At 65.0% G+C, this 17,003-nt stretch carries 16 protein-coding genes; 15 read left to right on the top strand and 1 reads right to left on the bottom strand.

What is annotated here, in order from left to right; genetic code table 11:
* Positions 1-4 precede the first annotated feature (4 nt).
* On the bottom strand, positions 5-1,357 hold the full coding sequence (gene algB / locus EPK82_RS18120) for a sigma-54-dependent response regulator transcription factor AlgB (protein ID WP_134677575.1): 1,353 nt from the start codon (positions 1,355-1,357) through the stop codon (positions 5-7).
* 211 nt (positions 1,358-1,568) lie between these two features.
* On the opposite strand from algB, the gene EPK82_RS18125 reads away from it, so the two are divergent.
* The 15 genes from EPK82_RS18125 to EPK82_RS18195 all read left to right on the top strand — a co-directional run bounded on the left by EPK82_RS18125 (position 1,569) and on the right by EPK82_RS18195 (position 17,002).
* Complete coding sequence (locus tag EPK82_RS18125) at positions 1,569-2,399, top strand: BON domain-containing protein (RefSeq protein WP_134677576.1); 831 nt, start codon at positions 1,569-1,571, stop codon at positions 2,397-2,399.
* A gap of 67 nt (positions 2,400-2,466) precedes the next feature.
* Complete coding sequence (locus tag EPK82_RS18130) at positions 2,467-2,901, top strand: PA2169 family four-helix-bundle protein (RefSeq protein ID WP_037053909.1); 435 nt, start codon at positions 2,467-2,469, stop codon at positions 2,899-2,901.
* A 240-nt stretch (positions 2,902-3,141) separates the two neighbouring features.
* The gene (locus EPK82_RS18135; RefSeq protein ID WP_037053906.1) at positions 3,142-4,110 is read left to right on the top strand and encodes a PstS family phosphate ABC transporter substrate-binding protein; all 969 of its coding nucleotides are present in this window, start codon (positions 3,142-3,144) and stop codon (positions 4,108-4,110) included.
* Positions 4,111-4,295: 185 nt separating this feature from the next.
* Positions 4,296-6,581, top strand: coding sequence for an ABC transporter permease subunit (locus EPK82_RS18140; protein WP_134677577.1), 2,286 nt, complete (start codon positions 4,296-4,298; stop codon positions 6,579-6,581).
* A gap of 169 nt (positions 6,582-6,750) precedes the next feature.
* Complete coding sequence (gene pstA / locus EPK82_RS18145) at positions 6,751-8,421, top strand: phosphate ABC transporter permease PstA (RefSeq protein ID WP_037053900.1); 1,671 nt, start codon at positions 6,751-6,753, stop codon at positions 8,419-8,421.
* Between the two features lie 102 nt (positions 8,422-8,523).
* Positions 8,524-9,357, top strand: coding sequence for a phosphate ABC transporter ATP-binding protein PstB (gene pstB / locus EPK82_RS18150; RefSeq protein ID WP_037053897.1), 834 nt, complete (start codon positions 8,524-8,526; stop codon positions 9,355-9,357).
* 101 nt (positions 9,358-9,458) lie between these two features.
* Positions 9,459-10,184, top strand: coding sequence for a phosphate signaling complex protein PhoU (phoU, locus tag EPK82_RS18155; protein ID WP_394346205.1), 726 nt, complete (start codon positions 9,459-9,461; stop codon positions 10,182-10,184).
* A gap of 134 nt (positions 10,185-10,318) precedes the next feature.
* Positions 10,319-11,227 (top strand): response regulator, encoded by a 909-nt coding sequence (locus EPK82_RS18160; protein ID WP_037053891.1) that lies wholly within the window; start codon positions 10,319-10,321, stop codon positions 11,225-11,227.
* Between the two features lie 143 nt (positions 11,228-11,370).
* Entirely contained in the window at positions 11,371-12,267 is an 897-nt protein-coding gene (locus EPK82_RS18165; protein WP_037053889.1) for a peptidoglycan DD-metalloendopeptidase family protein, read from the top strand.
* Positions 12,268-12,679: 412 nt separating this feature from the next.
* Positions 12,680-13,975, top strand: coding sequence for a flagellar filament capping protein FliD (fliD, locus tag EPK82_RS18170; RefSeq protein ID WP_134677578.1), 1,296 nt, complete (start codon positions 12,680-12,682; stop codon positions 13,973-13,975).
* Positions 13,975-14,373 carry a flagellar export chaperone FliS gene (gene fliS, locus EPK82_RS18175; RefSeq protein ID WP_011920495.1) on the top strand — a complete coding sequence of 133 codons (399 nt, stop codon included), beginning with the start codon at positions 13,975-13,977 and terminating at the stop codon, positions 14,371-14,373. The genes fliD and fliS overlap by 1 nt, the downstream gene beginning before the upstream one ends.
* The gene (locus EPK82_RS18180; protein WP_047586045.1) at positions 14,357-14,674 is read left to right on the top strand and encodes a hypothetical protein; all 318 of its coding nucleotides are present in this window, start codon (positions 14,357-14,359) and stop codon (positions 14,672-14,674) included. The genes fliS and EPK82_RS18180 overlap by 17 nt, the downstream gene beginning before the upstream one ends.
* A 3-nt stretch (positions 14,675-14,677) precedes the next feature.
* Positions 14,678-15,754, top strand: a complete 1,077-nt coding sequence (locus EPK82_RS18185) for a flagellar hook-length control protein FliK (protein WP_134677579.1) — start codon at positions 14,678-14,680, stop codon at positions 15,752-15,754.
* Positions 15,755-15,780: 26 nt separating this feature from the next.
* Positions 15,781-16,251, top strand: a complete 471-nt coding sequence (locus EPK82_RS18190) for a flagellar basal body-associated FliL family protein (RefSeq protein WP_037053875.1) — start codon at positions 15,781-15,783, stop codon at positions 16,249-16,251.
* 16 nt (positions 16,252-16,267) lie between these two features.
* Positions 16,268-17,002 carry a FliA/WhiG family RNA polymerase sigma factor gene (locus tag EPK82_RS18195; protein WP_037053872.1) on the top strand — a complete coding sequence of 245 codons (735 nt, stop codon included), beginning with the start codon at positions 16,268-16,270 and terminating at the stop codon, positions 17,000-17,002.
* Position 17,003: the final 1 nt, after the last annotated feature.

The raw sequence follows: 17,003 nt of genomic DNA on the forward strand, positions 1-17,003 counted from the left end.
GGGGTCAGAGGTTGTATTGCTTGCGTTTGCGGTAGAGGGTCGAGGTATCGATGCCCAGCGTCTTCGCCGCCGTATCCAGGGTGTTGCTGCTGGCCAGCACGGCGGCGATGTGGGCCTTCTCCAGCTCCTCCAGGCTCATCGGCGCGCCGACGCGCACGGTGCTGGTCGGCGCTTCCGTACTGCCACCGAGGCCGAGGTGGGCGACCTCCACGGTTTCCTGCTGGCAGATGATGCTGGCCCGTTCGACGACGTTGCGCAGCTCTCGGATGTTGCCCGGCCAGTGGTAGGCCTGCAGCGCCGCAACCGCCTCGTCGCTGAAGGCGCAGGCCGGCCGGCCATAGTCGCTGACGAAGCGGGCGAGGAAGCGCTCGGCCAGCGACATCACGTCCTCGTGGCGTTCGCGCAACGCGGGCAGCTTGAGGGTGATGACGTTGAGGCGGTAGAGCAGGTCCTCGCGGAAGCGTCCTTCGCGGACCATCTCGTCGAGATCGAGGTTGGTGGCGGCGACGATGCGCACGTCGGCGCGGCGGGTCACCGGGTCGCCCACGCGCTCGTATTCCTTGTCCTGGATGAAGCGCAGCAGCTTGGGCTGCAGGGTCAGCGGGAAATCACCGATCTCGTCGAGGAACAGGGTACCGCCATCGGCCTGGCTGACGCGGCCCTGGGTACTCTCGCTGGCGCCGGTGAAGGAGCCGCGCGCGTGGCCGAACAGTTCGCTCTCCATCAGCTCGGCGGTCAGCGACGGGCAGTTGATGGTCACGCTGGTGCGCTTGGCGCGGCGGCTCCAGCCATGAATGGCGCGGGCCAGTTCGCCCTTGCCGGTGCCGGACTCTCCCAGGATGAGAATGTTGGCGTCGGTGCCCGCGACCTGGCGCGCGGTCTCCAGGATCGCCATCATCGCCGGGCTGTGCGAATCGAGGCCGTCCTTGGCCTTGCGCACCTCGCCCTCCAGGGCCTCCAGGCGTGCGGCCAGGGTACGCACCTCCAGCTGCTTGGCTGCCGCCAGGCGCAGTTGGTCCGGGGTGCAGGGCTTGACCAGGTAATCGGCGGCGCCGGCCTGGATGGCATCGACGGCGGTGTCCACTGCCGAGTGCGCGGTGACGATCACCACGCGCATCCAGGGCGCCTGGATACGCATCTGCGCCAGCAGCTCCAGGCCATTGTCCTCGCCCAGGCGCAGGTCGAGGAAGCACAGGTCGAACACCTGACGCTGCAGCAGTGCTTCGGCCTGTGCCGTGCTGCTGGCGCCGGCGACGTCGTACCCCTCGTCCTCCAGGCAGTAGCGGAAGGTGCGCAGGATTGCGGCTTCGTCGTCCACCAGCAGGATGCGTCCACTGGTCTGCTCTGAAACTGCCATGTATGTGCTCCGTCTGACGAGTCGATGCAGCTTAGTCAGGTAAAAACCGTGCAAGTTGCACGGCCTGACCGCGCCGATGCTGCACCCTGCATGCAGGCAGGATGCCTTTATTGTTTTTAACTATTTGTTTTATAACGAATTTAATTGATTGTATCGGCTGGCACGGGGCTTGCGATATTCCTCTTGTCCTTTCATGAGCAGGAGTGAATCCATGCCCCCGTTCAAACCCTTGCTGCTGGCCACGAGCGCTGCGCTGATGCTGAGCCTGACGCCGCTGGCCAGTCAGGCAGCTGACGGTCAGCTGGCCGCGCAACTGGCAGCCGCGCGTCAGGAAGGCTCCATCTGGACCGCCTTCGCGCTCAACCGTCATCTCAATCCGTTCAAGCTCGACATCGAGGTGGAGGCTGGCGAGGCCACGCTGACCGGCAAGGTCGAGAACGCCGTGCAGAAGGACCTGGCCGAGCAGGTGGCCCTGAGCATAGAGGGCATCGACGCGGTGGACAATCGCATCGAGGTCGCGGGCGAGGCCGCCAGCGGCAACCCGCCGGGTCTGGTGCAGCGTCTGGAAGACGCCAGCCTGGCCGCCACCGTGAAGTCCAAGTTGCTGTGGAACAGCAACACCCGTGGCCTGGACATCCAGGTCAAGAGCGAGACCGGTGCCATCACCCTCAGCGGCCGTGCACAGACCCCGGCGGCCAAGGAACTGGCCGGCCAGCTGGCCGCCAACACCGACGGCGTGCGCGAGGTGTTCAACCACCTCAGCATCAGCACCGCCGACAGCACCAGCAGTGAAGTGCAGACCGCAGTGGATGAGGCGCGCGAGGACATCAGCGACAGCTGGATCACCAGCAAGGTCAAGGCCAGCTTCCTCTATAGCCGCAACCTCGATGCGCTGAACATCTCGGTGAACACCGACGATGGCCTGGTGAGCCTGCGCGGCAGCGTGCTGAGCAGCGCCGAGAAGCGCCTGGCAGTCGAGATCGCCCGCAACATCCGTGGTGTGCGTGGCGTGGATGCCGACGCCCTGCGCATCACCGGCTGAAGCTTTTTTCATCCTGACCGCAGGCGCGGTCAGCCATCCGCAAGTCCCATCGCCAAGGAGTCATTCCATGAGCAGCAAGACCGCACAACTCAACGAACTGATCGAGATCACCCGTGACGGCAAGCGCTTCTACGAGCACGCCCACGAGGAGGTCAAGGACATCCGCCTGCAGGCGCTGTTCCGTGACATGGTCCGCGCCAAGACCGAAGTGATCGACGCGCTGAGCGTCAAGGTCGCGGCCAACCAGAGCGAGCCGGCAGCCGGCGGCACCATGCTGGGCAAGCTGCGCCAGGTGTACGCCGATACCCGCGCCACCTTGGCCAAGGACGAAGAGGCCACCTACGTCGCCCAGCTGGAAGAGGCCGAGGACCGCATCCTGCACGCCTTCGAGGACGCCCTGGAGGACTCGGACAACGACGTCCGTGCGCTGCTGGCCGTGGAGATGCCCAAGGTGCGTGCCTGCCATGACCGCATGCGTGCGCTGAAGCAGAACATGCAGTAACGCCCAGCGTCAGCCCCGAGCCCCCGCACGCCTTGCGTGCGGGGGCTTTTCATTGGCTGTCCGGCAGCGGGCGAGCGCTGCTCATCCGCAGGTTGCGTCCTCGCGGCAGGCCCCTTTGCATCGTTGCAATGAAAAGTCATCAGCGTTCATTTAACTGTCACATTCGTTTCATAGAGTGTTCACGTGGCCTGCAGATACTTGGGCCCGTTCCATCCAACACTATCCTGCTAGGAGCAAGGCATGAAACTGAAGCGTTTGATGGCGGCCCTGACTTTCGCCGCCGCCGGCGTAAGCGCCGTATCTGCTGTAGCCGCCGTCGACCCGGCTCTGCCGACCTATGAGAAGACTTCCGGTGTATCGGGCAACCTGTCCAGCGTCGGTTCCGACTCGCTGGCCAACCTGATGACCCTGTGGGCAGAAGAGTTCAAGAAGAACTACCCCAACGTCAACATCCAGATTCAGGCCGCCGGTTCCTCCACCGCGCCGCCCGCGCTGACCGAAGGCACCGCCAACATGGGCCCGATGAGCCGTCCGATGAAGGATAGCGAGCTGCAGGCCTTCGAAGAGAAGTACGGCTACAAGCCGACCGCCGTTCCGGTCGCCATCGATGCCCTGGCGGTATTCGTGCACAAGGACAACCCGATCAAGGCCCTGACCATGCATCAGGTCGACGCGATCTTCTCCAGCACCCGTCTGTGCGGCGAAGACAAGGACCTGAAAACCTGGGGTGACGTCGGTCTGACCGGCGAGTGGGCGAGCAAGCCGATTCAGCTGTTCGGTCGTAACTCGGTATCCGGCACCTACGGTTACTTCAAGGAAGAAGCCCTGTGCAAAGGTGACTTCCGCGCCAACGTCAACGAGCAGCCGGGTTCGGCTTCCGTGGTGCAGTCGATCTCCAGCACCCTGAACGCCATCGGTTACTCGGGCATCGGCTACAAGACCTCCAGCGTTCGCGCTGTTCCGCTGGTCGACAAGAACGGCCAGGTAGAAGAAGCCAACGAAACCAACGCGCTGTCCGGCAAGTACCCGCTGGCTCGTTTCTTCTACGTCTACCTGAACAAGGCGCCGAACCAGCCGCTGAGCCCGCTGGACGCCGAGTTCGTCAAGCTGGTGCTGTCCAAGCAGGGTCAGGAAGTGGTGGTCAAGGATGGTTACATCCCGCTGCCGTCCAAAGTGGTCGAGAAGACCATGAAGGAACTGGGCCTGTAATTTCAGTGCCTGACGCCGCCGACCCGCTGATCTTCGGCTGATGGTCGGAAGAGCCCGCCACTCGATTCGAGTGGTGGGCTTCGTCATGTCAGGTGACTGTAACCTTTCTGTCATACAAGCTCGCTAGATTGACAAGCCTGGACAGCCCTATGCGCTGCACTTGAGCCCGCGCAGAGACTTCTCGCATGAATGACTTGGCAAACGAATCCGTGAATCGCTCTCAGAATCCGCTGGGGATCGACTTCAATACCCCCGCCCTGCAACGCAAGCGTCGCCTGCGTGCCCTCAAGGACCGCATGGCGCGCTGGTACGTCTCCGTCGGTGGCCTGGCGGTGCTGGGTGCGATCACCCTGATCTTCTTCTACCTGGCGCACGTGGTACTGCCCATGTTCCAGGGCGCCGAACTGGATGCGCGCAAGGTTCAGCAGCCGGCCTGGCTGGCCGACGCCCCGGCGCCGCTGATGCTGGCCGTCGAGGAGCAGAACCAGGTGGCCATGCGCCTGGACGCCAGCGGTGCGGTGCAGTTCTTCGAGCTGAAGAACGGCGCAGCGCTGCAGCGCGTGCAACTGCCGCTGCCGGAAGGCGTCAGCGTCGCCTCGGTCGCGCAGGACCAGCCGGGCAGCCGCCGCGTGGCGCTGGGCCTGAGCAATGGCCAGGCGCTGGTCATCCAGCACAACTACAAGATCACCTACCCGGACAACGTGCGCACCATCGCGCCGCGCATCGACTATCCGTACGGCGAGACGCCGATCGAGGTCGATCCGCAGGGCCGCCCGCTCGAGCACGTGGCGCTGAACCTCAACAGCGGTACGCTGATGCTGGCAGGCTCTACCGGTAGCGAGCTGCACCTGATCAGCCTCGGTCGCGAGGAAAACCTGTTCACTGGCGAAGTGAGCGTCAGCGAAGAGCGCATCGCCCTGCCGCAGATCGGTGAGCCGATCAGCCAACTGATCCTCGATCCCCGCCAGCTGTGGCTGTACGTCCTCAATGGCGACTCCAACGCCGACGTCTTCGACCTGCGCAAGCGCAGCCTGAATGGCCGCTACCAGCTGCTCAAGGACGCCTCCAACCGTGTCACCAGCGCCACCAGCCTGCTGGGCGGCATCTCCATCATGATCGGCGACGCCAAGGGCGGCATCCAGCAGTGGTTCATGGTGCGTGACAAGGACGGCAAATCCACCTTCCAGTCGATCCGCAGCTTCCAGCTGGGCAGCAGCGCGGTCACCCAGATTCTTCCCGAAGAGCGTCGCAAGGGCTTCATGGCGCTCGACGAGAGCGGCCTGCTCGGTATCTTCCACAGCACCGCGCACCGTACCCTGCTCAAGGAACAGGTCGCCGACGGCAAGGCCGCCGCCGCCCTGTCGCCGCGCGCCACCCGCGTGCTGGTCGAGTCCGACGGCAAGCTGCAGCGCTTCGTGGTCGACAACCCGCACCCGGAAATTTCCTGGAGCTCGCTGTGGGGCAAGGTCTGGTACGAGAGCTACCCGGAGCCTGACTACGTCTGGCAGTCGACTTCCGCCAACACCGACTTCGAAGCCAAGCTGAGCCTCTCGCCGCTGGCCTTCGGCACGCTCAAGGCAGCCTTCTACGCCATGCTGCTGGCGGCACCGCTGGCGGTCGCCGCGGCGATCTACACCGCCTATTTCATGGCGCCGCGCATGCGCACCAAGGTCAAGCCGGTGATCGAGCTGATGGAGGCGCTGCCGACGGTGATCCTCGGCTTCTTCGCCGGCCTGTTCCTCGCACCGTTCCTGGAGAATCACTTGCCCGGCATATTCAGCCTGCTGTTGCTGACGCCGCTGGGCATCCTGCTGTTCGGCTTCATCTGGAGCAAGCTGCCGGAAGCGGTGCGTCATCGCGTTCCCGATGGCTGGGAAGCCGCGCTGCTGATCCCCGTGGTGATCGCCGTGGGCTGGTTCTCCATCGCGATCAGCGGTCACCTGGAAAACTGGCTGTTCGGCGGCAACATGCGCCTGTGGCTGTCCAATGACCTGGGCATTCCCTTCGACCAGCGCAACGCCCTGGTGGTCGGCCTGGCGATGGGCTTCGCGGTGATCCCGAACATCTACTCGATCGCCGAAGACGCCGTGTTCAGCGTGCCCAAGAGCCTGACCTTCGGCTCGCTGGCGCTGGGCGCGACGCCCTGGCAGACCCTGACCCGCGTGGTCATCCTGACCGCCAGCCCCGGTATCTTCTCGGCGCTGATGATCGGCATGGGCCGCGCCGTGGGGGAAACCATGATCGTGCTGATGGCCACCGGCAACACGCCGATCATGGACGTCAACATCTTCGAGGGTATGCGCACCCTGGCGGCCAACGTCGCGGTCGAGATGCCCGAGTCGGAGGTTGGCGGCACCCATTACCGCGTGCTGTTCCTGGCGGCACTGGTGCTGCTGATGTTCACCTTCGTGATGAACACCCTGGCCGAACTGATTCGTCAGCGTCTGCGTACCAAGTATTCGTCGCTGTAAAGAATGGCCTGCGCAGCAGGCCAACTGATGACCCTCGCCCATTGATGGGAGAGGGTGCCCGAAGGGCGGGAGAGGGCCGTGCGAACAACGCCGCGACCCGCTCCCCCGGCCCCTGTCCCGCCAGCGGGAGAGGGGAGGTAAAGAATGATTTCATTCAAGGTGTGATGCCGTGAAACAGAACAACCTGAAATCCTGGTACAAGAGCGGCGCCCCCGGCGTGTGGATGAGCGGCGGCGCGGTCGCCATCGCCATCATCATGACCCTCGGCCTGCTGGCGGTGATCGCCACGCGCGGCCTGGGGCACTTCTGGCCGGCGGATATCATCGAGGCCGACTATCAGGTGCCTGGCCAGGAATCCCGGGTCATGCTCGGCGAAGTGGTGCAGGCCGAGGAAGTCCCGCGTGCCCGTCTCGCCGCAGCCGGCCTGCCGGTCGCCGAAGAGGGCGGCGAATTCATGACCCGTGAGCTGCTCAAGGTGGGTAACCGCGAGCTGTTCGGCGCGGACTTCACCTGGGTCGTCGGCGAATGGCTGAGCAACCTGCGCAAGCCGGCGGACATCACCGTGCTGGAGCGCCGCGAGTGGGGCAACTTCTACGGCAACCTGGTCAACGTCAAGGAAAGTGGTCAGCTGGTCGCCGAGGGCGATGCCGCCTGGGCCGAGCTGCAGCAGCGTCTGGAGCGTGTCGATGAGTTGCACGCCCAGCTGGTGCGCCTGGAGAAGAGCGACATCGGCCGCATCAACCATGGCCTGGAACGCATTCGCCTGGAAGGGCGCAAGCTGCAACTGCAGGACAAGCTGGACGCTGCCGCCCAGGCCGACATGGACGCTCGCCGCGATGCCCTGAATGCCGAGTACAAGGTGCTCGAAGAGCGCATGGTGGCGCTGACCCAGCAGATCAACCGCGACAGCGTGACCCTGACCGCCAGTGACGGCCGCCAGACCGAGATCGCCCTGGGCAAGATCGTCCGCGCCTTCCGTCCGAATGCCATGAGCAGCGTCGACAAGCTCGGCTTCTACGCCATGAAGGTGTGGGAGTTCATCAGCGACGAGCCGCGTGAGGCCAACACCGAGGGCGGCATCTTCCCGGCCATCTTCGGCACCGTGCTGATGGTCATGCTGATGGCGGTGATCGTCACCCCGTTCGGTGTGATCGCGGCGGTCTACCTGCGTGAGTATGCCCACCAGGGCCCGCTGACCCGGGTGATCCGCATCGCCGTGAACAACCTGGCCGGCGTGCCCTCGATCGTCTACGGCGTGTTCGGCCTGGGCTTCTTCGTCTACGTGCTGGGCGGTTCCATCGACCAGCTGTTCTTCCCCGAGGCGGCGCCGGCGCCGACCTTCGGTACACCGGGCCTGATGTGGGCCTCGCTGACCCTGGCGATTCTCACCCTGCCGGTGGTCATCGTCGCCACCGAGGAAGGTCTGGCGCGTATTCCGCGTGCGGTGCGCGAAGGGTCGCTGGCGCTCGGTGCGACCAAGGCCGAGACCCTGTGGAAAGTAGTGATTCCGATGGCCAGCCCGGCGATGATGACCGGCCTGATTCTCGCCGTGGCCCGTGCCGCCGGCGAGGTGGCACCGCTGATGCTGGTGGGCGTGGTCAAGCTGGCGCCGAGCCTGCCGCTCAACGCTAACTACCCTTATCTGCACCTGGACCAGAAGATCATGCACCTGGGCTTCCACATCTACGACGTCGGCTTCCAGAGCCCCAACGTAGAAGCGGCCCGCCCGCTGGTCTATGCAACCGCGTTGCTGCTGGTGATCGTCATCGCCCTGCTCAACCTGACCGCGGTCTATATCCGTAACCACCTGCGCGAGAAGTACAAGGCGCTGGATCATTAAATTCGAGCCGCAAGCCCCGAGCCGCAAGCTTCAACGAGAAGCGCGGCGACCGGCTTGCAGCTTGTAGCGTGCAGCTTGCAGCTGCGAACGGAGTGAGCCCATATGCAACACGAAGCCCATACCCACGGTATCGACCTGGCCGCCCTCGGCCGCGACAAGCAGAGCCTGAGCCTGGCCGACGAGACCACGGCCATCGAAGTGCCGGGCCTGAACCTGTTCTACGGTCAGAAGCAGGCGCTGTTCGACGTCAGGATGGACATCCCCAAGCAGCGCGTGACCGCCTTCATCGGCCCGAGCGGCTGCGGCAAGTCGACCCTGCTGCGCACCTTCAACCGCATGAACGACCTGGTCGATGGTTGCCGCGTCGATGGCGAGATCAACATCGACGGCCGCAACATCTACCGCAAGGGCGAGGATGTCGCCGAGCTGCGTCGCCGCGTCGGCATGGTGTTCCAGAAGCCCAACCCCTTCCCCAAGAGCATCTACGAGAACGTGGTGTATGGCCTGCGCATCCAGGGCATCAACAGCAAGCGCGTGCTCGACGAAGCGGTGGAATGGGCGCTGAAGAGCGCGGCACTGTGGGACGAGGTCAAGGATCGTCTGCACGATTCGGCACTGGGCCTGTCCGGCGGTCAGCAGCAGCGTCTGGTGATCGCCCGCACCGTGGCGGTACAGCCGGAAGTGCTGCTGCTCGACGAGCCCTGCTCGGCACTCGACCCGATCTCCACGCTGAAGGTCGAAGAGCTGATCTACGAACTCAAGAGCAAGTACACCATCGTCATCGTCACCCACAACATGCAGCAGGCGGCGCGCGTCTCCGACTACACCGCGTTCATGTACATGGGCAAGCTGATCGAGTTCGGTGATACCGACACGCTGTTCACCAACCCGGCCAAGAAGCAGACCGAAGACTACATCACCGGTCGTTACGGTTGAGGACAGCGGCACGCTACAAGCCGCAAGCTGCCGGTCAGCTTGCGGTAACCAGACACTTCACCGATCGGCTTGCAGCTTGAAGCTTTCGCGGAGCGAACTTGATGAACAAAGACAACATTACCCAGCACATCTCCCAGCAGTTCAACGCCGAGCTGGAAGAAGTGCGCAGCCACCTGCTGGCCATGGGCGGCCTGGTGGAGAAGCAGGTCAACGATGCCGTCACCGCCCTGATCGAGGCCGACTCCGGTCTGGCTCAGCAGGTGCGCGAGATCGATGACCAGATCAACCAGATGGAGCGCAACATCGACGAGGAATGCGTGCGCATCCTCGCCCGTCGTCAGCCGGCGGCCTCCGACCTGCGCCTGATCATCAGCATCTCCAAGTCGGTGATCGACCTCGAGCGCATCGGCGACGAGTCGACCAAGATCGCCAAGCGTGCCATCCAGCTGTGCGAGGAAGGCGAGGCGCCGCGTGGTTACGTCGAGGTTCGCCACATCGGCGATCAGGTGCGCAGGATGGTCCAGGAGGCGCTGGACGCCTTCGCCCGTTTCGACGCCGACCTGGCCCTGTCCGTGGCGCAGTACGACAAGACCGTCGACCGCGAGTACAAGACGGCGCTGCGCGAGCTGGTCACCTACATGATGGAAGACCCGCGTTCGATCACCCGCGTGCTCAGCGTGATCTGGGCGCTGCGCTCGCTGGAGCGCATCGGCGATCATGCACGCAACATCGCCGAACTGGTGATCTACCTCGTGCGTGGTACCGATGTGCGGCATATCGGCCTGACCCGCATGCGCGAGGAAGTCGAAGGCAAATCCGCGGACTGATGCCTGCGTCGAGCCAGCGGCCCGGGACGTCCCGGGCCGTTGCGTTTGCGCGATTTGTCGTTTACCCGACGTTTCCGTTGGCCTTAGGCCACTGGCCATGACTATGCTTATTGCCATTCGTACAGGAGAGGCCGATGAGCAAAGTCAGTGTGCTGGTGGTGGACGACGCGACCTTTATCCGTGATCTGGTCAAGAAAGGGCTGCGTGATCACTTCCCCGGCGTACAGATCGAGGAAGCGGTCAACGGGCGCAAGGCCCAGCAGCTGTTGGGCCGGCAGGCGGTCGACCTGATCCTCTGCGATTGGGAAATGCCAGAGATGTCCGGCCTGGAGCTGCTGACCTGGTGCCGTGAGCAGGACGACCTGAAAACCACGCCGTTCATCATGGTCACCAGCCGTGGCGACAAGGAGAACGTGGTGCAGGCCATCCAGGCCGGTGTTTCCGACTATATCGGCAAGCCGTTCTCCAACGAGCAACTGGTCACCAAGGTGAAGAAGGCCCTGAGCCGCGCCGGCAAGCTGCAGGCGCTCACCGCCAGCGCTGCGCCCAAGATGCTGAGCGGCGGTGGCTTCGCCAACGATTCGCTGGCCGCACTCACCGGTGGCAAGGCCGAGGTGGTCAAGCCCAGTGCGCCGACACCGGCCGCGCCAGCCCCGGCGGCGGCTTTCGCCAAACCGGCCCCCGCGGCTGCGAGCAAGGCGCCGGCCGGGCGTGGCCAGGGCCAGTTGCGCCTGCCGTCCGGCAGCATGGCCTGCGTGATCAAGGCGCTGAGCCTGAAGGAGGCGCTGCTGGTGGTGCGGCGTGCCGATGTCCTGCCGCAGGTACTGGAAAGCGCGGTGCTCGATCTGGAACAGGGTGAGGCAGCGGAAACCGCCCGCCTCAACGGCTACCTGCATGCCGTGGCGGCGTTCGAGCCCAAGCCCGACAGCGAATGGCTGCAGCTGACCTTCCGTTTCGTCGACCGCGACCCGCAGAAGCTCGACTACCTGTCGCGGCTGATCGCACGCGGTACCGCGCAGAAGCATTTTTCCCCGGGCGCCTGATTCGCGCGGTGATCCACATGGCACCGGAGCGACCGGCGGCGGTGAGCCGGTTCACAGCCTGACGGTTGCTTCCTCGCGCATGCCCTCCAGCGCTGCTAGTCTTTTCAATCCGGATAGCAAAAAGCCATAAGATCCGAATCGTTATGCTAGGGCGTTTGATCATTTTCTGCAGTCTGCTGGTTCTCTGTGGCCAGGCTGCTGCTCTGACCGTTTACAAGTACGTCGACGCGAACGGCGTGGTGACCTACAGCGATCAGGCGGCGCCTGGTGCCCAGGTGTTCGTGTTCAACGACCGCATGGTCGAGCGCCTGGACAACCAGGTGAAGCTGGAGACCAAGAAGCACGAAGCCGGCGAGACGCTGCTGATTCGCAACGACCTGTATGCGCCGGTGGAGATCGAGCTCAGGCTGGAGCAGGTGAAGAACGCCATCGGCGCACCGAGCAAGCCGATTCGCTGGGTGCTGCCGCCGCGCAGCAAGATCCGTCTCGCCACCCTGACGCCGCAGGATGCCGGCAAGCCGCTGCGCTACAAGCCGAAGCTGCGCTACGCCCTCGGCGACCCGCGTCTGCAACCGAGCATCCATCGTTATCCACTGCCCTGGCGAGGGGGGCCGTTCCGTCAGACCCAGGGCGCCAACGGCACCTACAGCCACTTCACGGCCAAGGGGCGCTACGCGGTGGATATCGCCATGCCCGAGGGCACGCCCATCGTCGCAGCCCGTGGTGGGGTGGTGGTGAAGACCGAGAACCAGCAGAGCGGGCGCGGCAACAACCCTGCCGGCAACTTCGTGCGCATCCTGCATGACGACGGCACCATGGGGGTCTACCTGCACCTGATGCGTGGCTCGGTCAGCGTGCGCGAGGGGCAGCGGGTGGAGACCGGCAGCCTGCTGGCGCGCTCCGGCAATACCGGCAACAGCACCGGCCCGCACCTGCACTTCGTGGTCCAGCGCAACGTCGGCCTGGCCGTCGAATCCATTCCGTTCAACTTCCGCCAGCCGGTCAACAGCCTGCCCAATTTCGCCGTTGGCGGCGAGTAAGCGGCAGGTTCAGGCGGGCGGTCGCGGCTGAGGCCCCTCCCACGCATCAACGCAATCTTCTCTCGCTCCTCAGTCCCGGTTTCGTCGGCGCATTCATCCGCGATTGTCCCGCTCGCGGCTGGAGTGCCTCCCTCTGCGCTGTCCTGCGCGTCCCTGCGCCTGGCTGGCTTGTCCGGCCTCAGTGCACTGCATTCACCGCGTTTTCCTTAAGTCGGGCCGCTGCCGCGTCGCCTGTGTAGGGGGCATGTCCGCCTGTTGCGCAGGCGAGCGGAAGCCGGCCTTCCGCCTGTCGCTCGCTGCCTCGCGAGCGGAAAGGATCTTTCACCTGGCGGTTGGCTCAAGTCCTTGAATATCAACGACTTGGCTGGTTGGCACCGCTATTGCTATCTCTCAGGAAAACGGGTGTCCGACTATGGCTATCGATTCAGATTACGTACAGAGCATGGCGACCCAACTGGCCCAATACGAGATTCAGGGGCAGTTGGCCAAGGCCAACCGCAACCAGGAAGCCTACAAGGCGCAGCTCAATGCCCTGAGCTCCCTGGACACTGCGCTGAAGAGCTTCAAGAGCGCTGCCAGCGGCCTGAAGCTCGCCGGCAGCAGCATGCTGGTCAACAGCGCCAGCTACAGCCAGGAGGGCTATGCCACTGCCACGGTTGGCAGCAAGGCGGTCGCGGGCAGCTATGACTTCTTCGTCCAGCAGCTGGCCAGCAAGAGCCAGCTTGCCCTGCAGGGCCTGCAGGACGGCGACCTGGGCAGCGGCAGCCTGAGCATCGGCCAGGGCAGCGACACGTTCAGCGTCGACCTGAGTGCGGTGACGACGCTCGACGAACTGGCCGCTGCGATCAACGGCGCGGCTGACAACAGCGGGGTCAAGGCCACGCTGGTGCGCAGCAATGGTCAGGTCAACCTGGTGCTGACCAGCGAGACGACCGGTGCCGACCAGGCCATCAGCCTGACCGCCAGCGGCAACACGGCATTCGAGAATGCCGTGGCCGCGCGTCAGGAGCTGTCCGTGGCCAAGGACGCCATCGTCCGCCTTGGCGGCGAGGCCGGCATCGAGCTGACCAGTAGCAGCAACACCTTCGCCAACATCATCGACGGCGTCAGCCTGACGTTCAGCAAGGCTCACCAGACGGGCGACACCCCGCTGACCATCGAGATCGCCCAGGACCAGAGCGCCACCAAGGAGAAGGCGCAGACGTTCGTCAGTGCCTTCAATGCTCTGATGAGCAGCTTCGACTCGCTGACCGCCAGCGGCGGCGAGAGTGGCAGCCGTGGGCCCCTGGCCGGCGACGCCAGCGTGCGCGCCATCGAAGGCATGCTCAACCAGCTGGTGCGCACGTCCTTCGGCGGGGTGAGCCTGACCGAGTTCGGCATCGTCGCCGACCGCGGCGGCAAGCTGACCATCGACAGTGCGCGTTTCGAGAAGGCCGTGGCGGCCAACCCGGAAGGCTTCGAGAAGCTGTTCACCGACAAGGGCAACCTGCTCGACACCCTGGACAAGAACCTGGCGGTCTACACCAGCAGCGCCGGCGGCCTGCTGACCAATCGCAAGGACACCCTCAACACCCAGCTGCGTCGTGTCGATCAGCAGTTCGACAACATCCAGAAGCAGTACGACTCCTACTACGCCCGCTATCTCCGTCAGTACACCGGTCTGATGCAGACCATGGCGGCGATGGAACAGACCTACGGAATGTTCTGATGAGTGCCTACAACCTCAACGAAAGTTACGACAGCTACCGCACTGTGGACCTCGAGGCCCGCGCTGCCGCCGCCTCGCCCTACGAGCTGGTGCTGGTGCTGTTCGACGGCTTGCTCGACGAGCTGGCCCGTGCCCGTGGCCATATCGAGGCCAAGCGTTACCAGCAGAAGGGCCAGTCCCTGGAGAAGTGCCTGAACATCCTCGGCGGCCTCAACAGCGCGCTCGATTACGAGAACGGCGGCGAGCTGGTGCAGGGCCTGGCGCGGCTCTACGACTACTGCATCTACCGGCTCTCCGACGTCAGCGTCAGCCTGTCGCTGGAAGGGCTGGACGAGGTGGTGGGGCTGCTCGGTGTGCTGCGTGAAGGCTGGGAAGGCGTGAATGCAGCGCGCAAGTGAACTGCGCGCCCTGCAGCAGCTGCATGGCCAGTTGGCCGAGGCGCTGGAGCAGGGCGACTGGGCGCGCATCGGCGAGGTCGATGCGCTGATCCGCGCCTGCCTGCAACTGCTGGCCGGGTTGCCGTCGCTCAGTGACGAGACGCGTGCGGCCAAGCAGCGACTGCAACAGCTGCACGGCCAGGCGCGAGTCGCCTGCGCCGAGGAATGCGAGCGCGTGCGGCGCCTGCTGCTGACGCATCTGGAATACGCCGAAGGGCGTAGCGCCTACCTGCGCGTCGATCTGTATCAAGAGGGGAGATAGAAGGTGCTGCAACTGATCAACGCGAATGCGCGAGTCGACCTCGGCGGCGCCACAGCGGAGCCTTCGCTGAACGGCTTTGCCCAGGCGCAGAGTGCGTCCGGCGAACAGCCGACCTTCGATCTGCAGATGGAGCTGCATGCCTTCGCCGCAAGCGAAAGCGTGGCGCCGCCAGCCAGTGCGCCGGCGCCGATCACGCTCGGTCTCGGCGAGGCCGATGCCGAGCAGTGGCTGGCCAGCGTGCTGGGACAGCAGGCGGTCCGGGTGGAGGCGCGCGAGACGGCGGAGACTGCGCAGCACGCCCCGGCGCGCCCGGACGAACAGGAGCAGGACCCGCAGCTGGCCGCCTTGCCGGTCGATCCCGCGCGGGTGCCGCGTGAACCCTTGCCGAGCGAGCCCGAGCGCGCTGCGGCCCCGGTCACGGCCAGGCCGGTGCCTGCCGCCGTGCCTGCCCAGGCCATGACTGCGCCGATGCCGCCAATGGCGCTGGACGCTGCGCTGCAGAATGCCGCGTCACTCGCCACCAACGACAGCCTCGAGGCCAGCCTTGTCGAGCGTCTGTCCGGCACCGGCAGCGCCGACGACAAGGCGACCGCGACGGCCACTGCGCCAGCTTCCCTGCCCGCGAACCTGGCACCGACCACGGAGCGCCACCTCAAGCTGCATGCACCGCAGGCGCAGTGGGGCGAGCAGATGCTCGGCAGCCTGCGCGAGCATGTCGATCTGCAGATCAACCAGCGCATCCAGAACGCCACCATTCGCCTCGACCCACCGGAGCTGGGCAGCCTGGAAATCTTCCTCAGTCACGAATCCGGCCGGCTCAGCGTGCAGCTTTCCGCGGCCAACGCCGATGTCGCCCGCCTGCTGCAGCAGACCAGCGAGCGCCTGCGCCAGGAACTGGTCGGGCAGCACTTCGTGCAGGTCGACGTGCAGGTCTCCACCGATGCCCAGGGCGGGCGTCAGCAAGGCCAGCCGCGCCAGGCCTGGCTGGCCGAGGAGCCGGTGCAGGCGGCGAGCGGCACCACGGCCGACAGCGGCCCGCGCAACCCGGACTCGACCAGCGACGTGCTGGTCACCGTTTAACCCTTCGCACCTGAATCGAGAACCCCATGACAATGCCGCGCATCATCCTCCTGCTGCTCATCTTCAACACGCTGGTGGTGGTCGGCGGGACCGTCTTCAACTACGCCACGCTGCGCTCGCTGCAGTCCGGGCAGCCGCTGCCGGGGCTTTCCAGCGCGGGCGCCGGCGAGGAGGAGCAGACCAGCGAATATCGCTTCTTCCCCATCGAGAAAGTCATCGTCAGCCTGCAGGGCGAGAACCGCGAGCACTACTTCGTGCTCGACCTGGTGCTGCAGGCCGACCTCGAGACCGACCCGAAGAAGCTCGAGCAGATCGACCCCATGGTGCGCAACTCGGTGGTCGCCCACCTGTCGGCGATGACCTTCGAGAGCCTGCGCGCCATGCCCATCCCCGAATTGCAGGGCAAGCTGGAAAGCGCGCTGTTCGATGACTTCGCCAGCAAGAAGCTGGCGATGCCGTTCGCCAACGTGCTGGTCAGCAAGCTGATCGTCCAGTAGAGAGCAGGGCCTGCCCATGAACGCCAACTGCGCCATCGACTACCGCTACGCCGCCGACCAGGGTGGTGCCGCGCTGTTCGCCCCCGGGGCCGAGCAGAAATGGCTGATGCAGTACCTGCCGCTGGTCAAGCGCATCGTCAGCCAGCTGGCGTTGCAGGCCAATCAGGTACTCGATCGCGAGGACATGGAGCAGATCGGCCTGATGGGGCTGCTCGAATGCCTGCGCCGCTACGGCACGCCGGACGAGCAGTTCGGCCGCTTCGCCGCGCTGCGCGTGCGTGGTGCGATCCTCGACGAGCTGCGTCGCCAGGACTGGCGGCCGCGCCAGGTACGTCAGCAGACCCACAAGATCCGCGATGCCATTCGCCAGCTGGCGCGCCAGCTGGGCCGTGTGCCGCAGGAGGAGGAGATCCTCCGGGCCACCGGGATCAGCGCCAAGGACTACCAGGAATTCCTCCAGGCCGACGCCTGCGAGGCCATCGAGAGCCTCGACGAGCTGCTGCAGAACGGCCACGAAGGGTTCACCTGTGGCAGCAGTGCGGTCGAGGACAGGGTGCTCAAGGAGCGCCTGCTGACCCAGGCGCTGAGCCAGCTCAGCGAGCGCGAGCGGCTGGTGCTGACCCTTTACTACCAACATGAGCTGAGCCTCAAGGAAATCGCCCTGGTGCTGGAGCTGAGCGACGCGCGCGTCTGCCAGCTGAGCAAGCAGGCGATCGCCAAGGCCAGCCGCTACCTGAACGAGAGAGGCTAGG

Origin of the sequence: Ectopseudomonas khazarica (genome assembly GCF_004521985.1) — a bacterium.
GTDB lineage: Bacteria > Pseudomonadota > Gammaproteobacteria > Pseudomonadales > Pseudomonadaceae > Aquipseudomonas > Aquipseudomonas khazarica.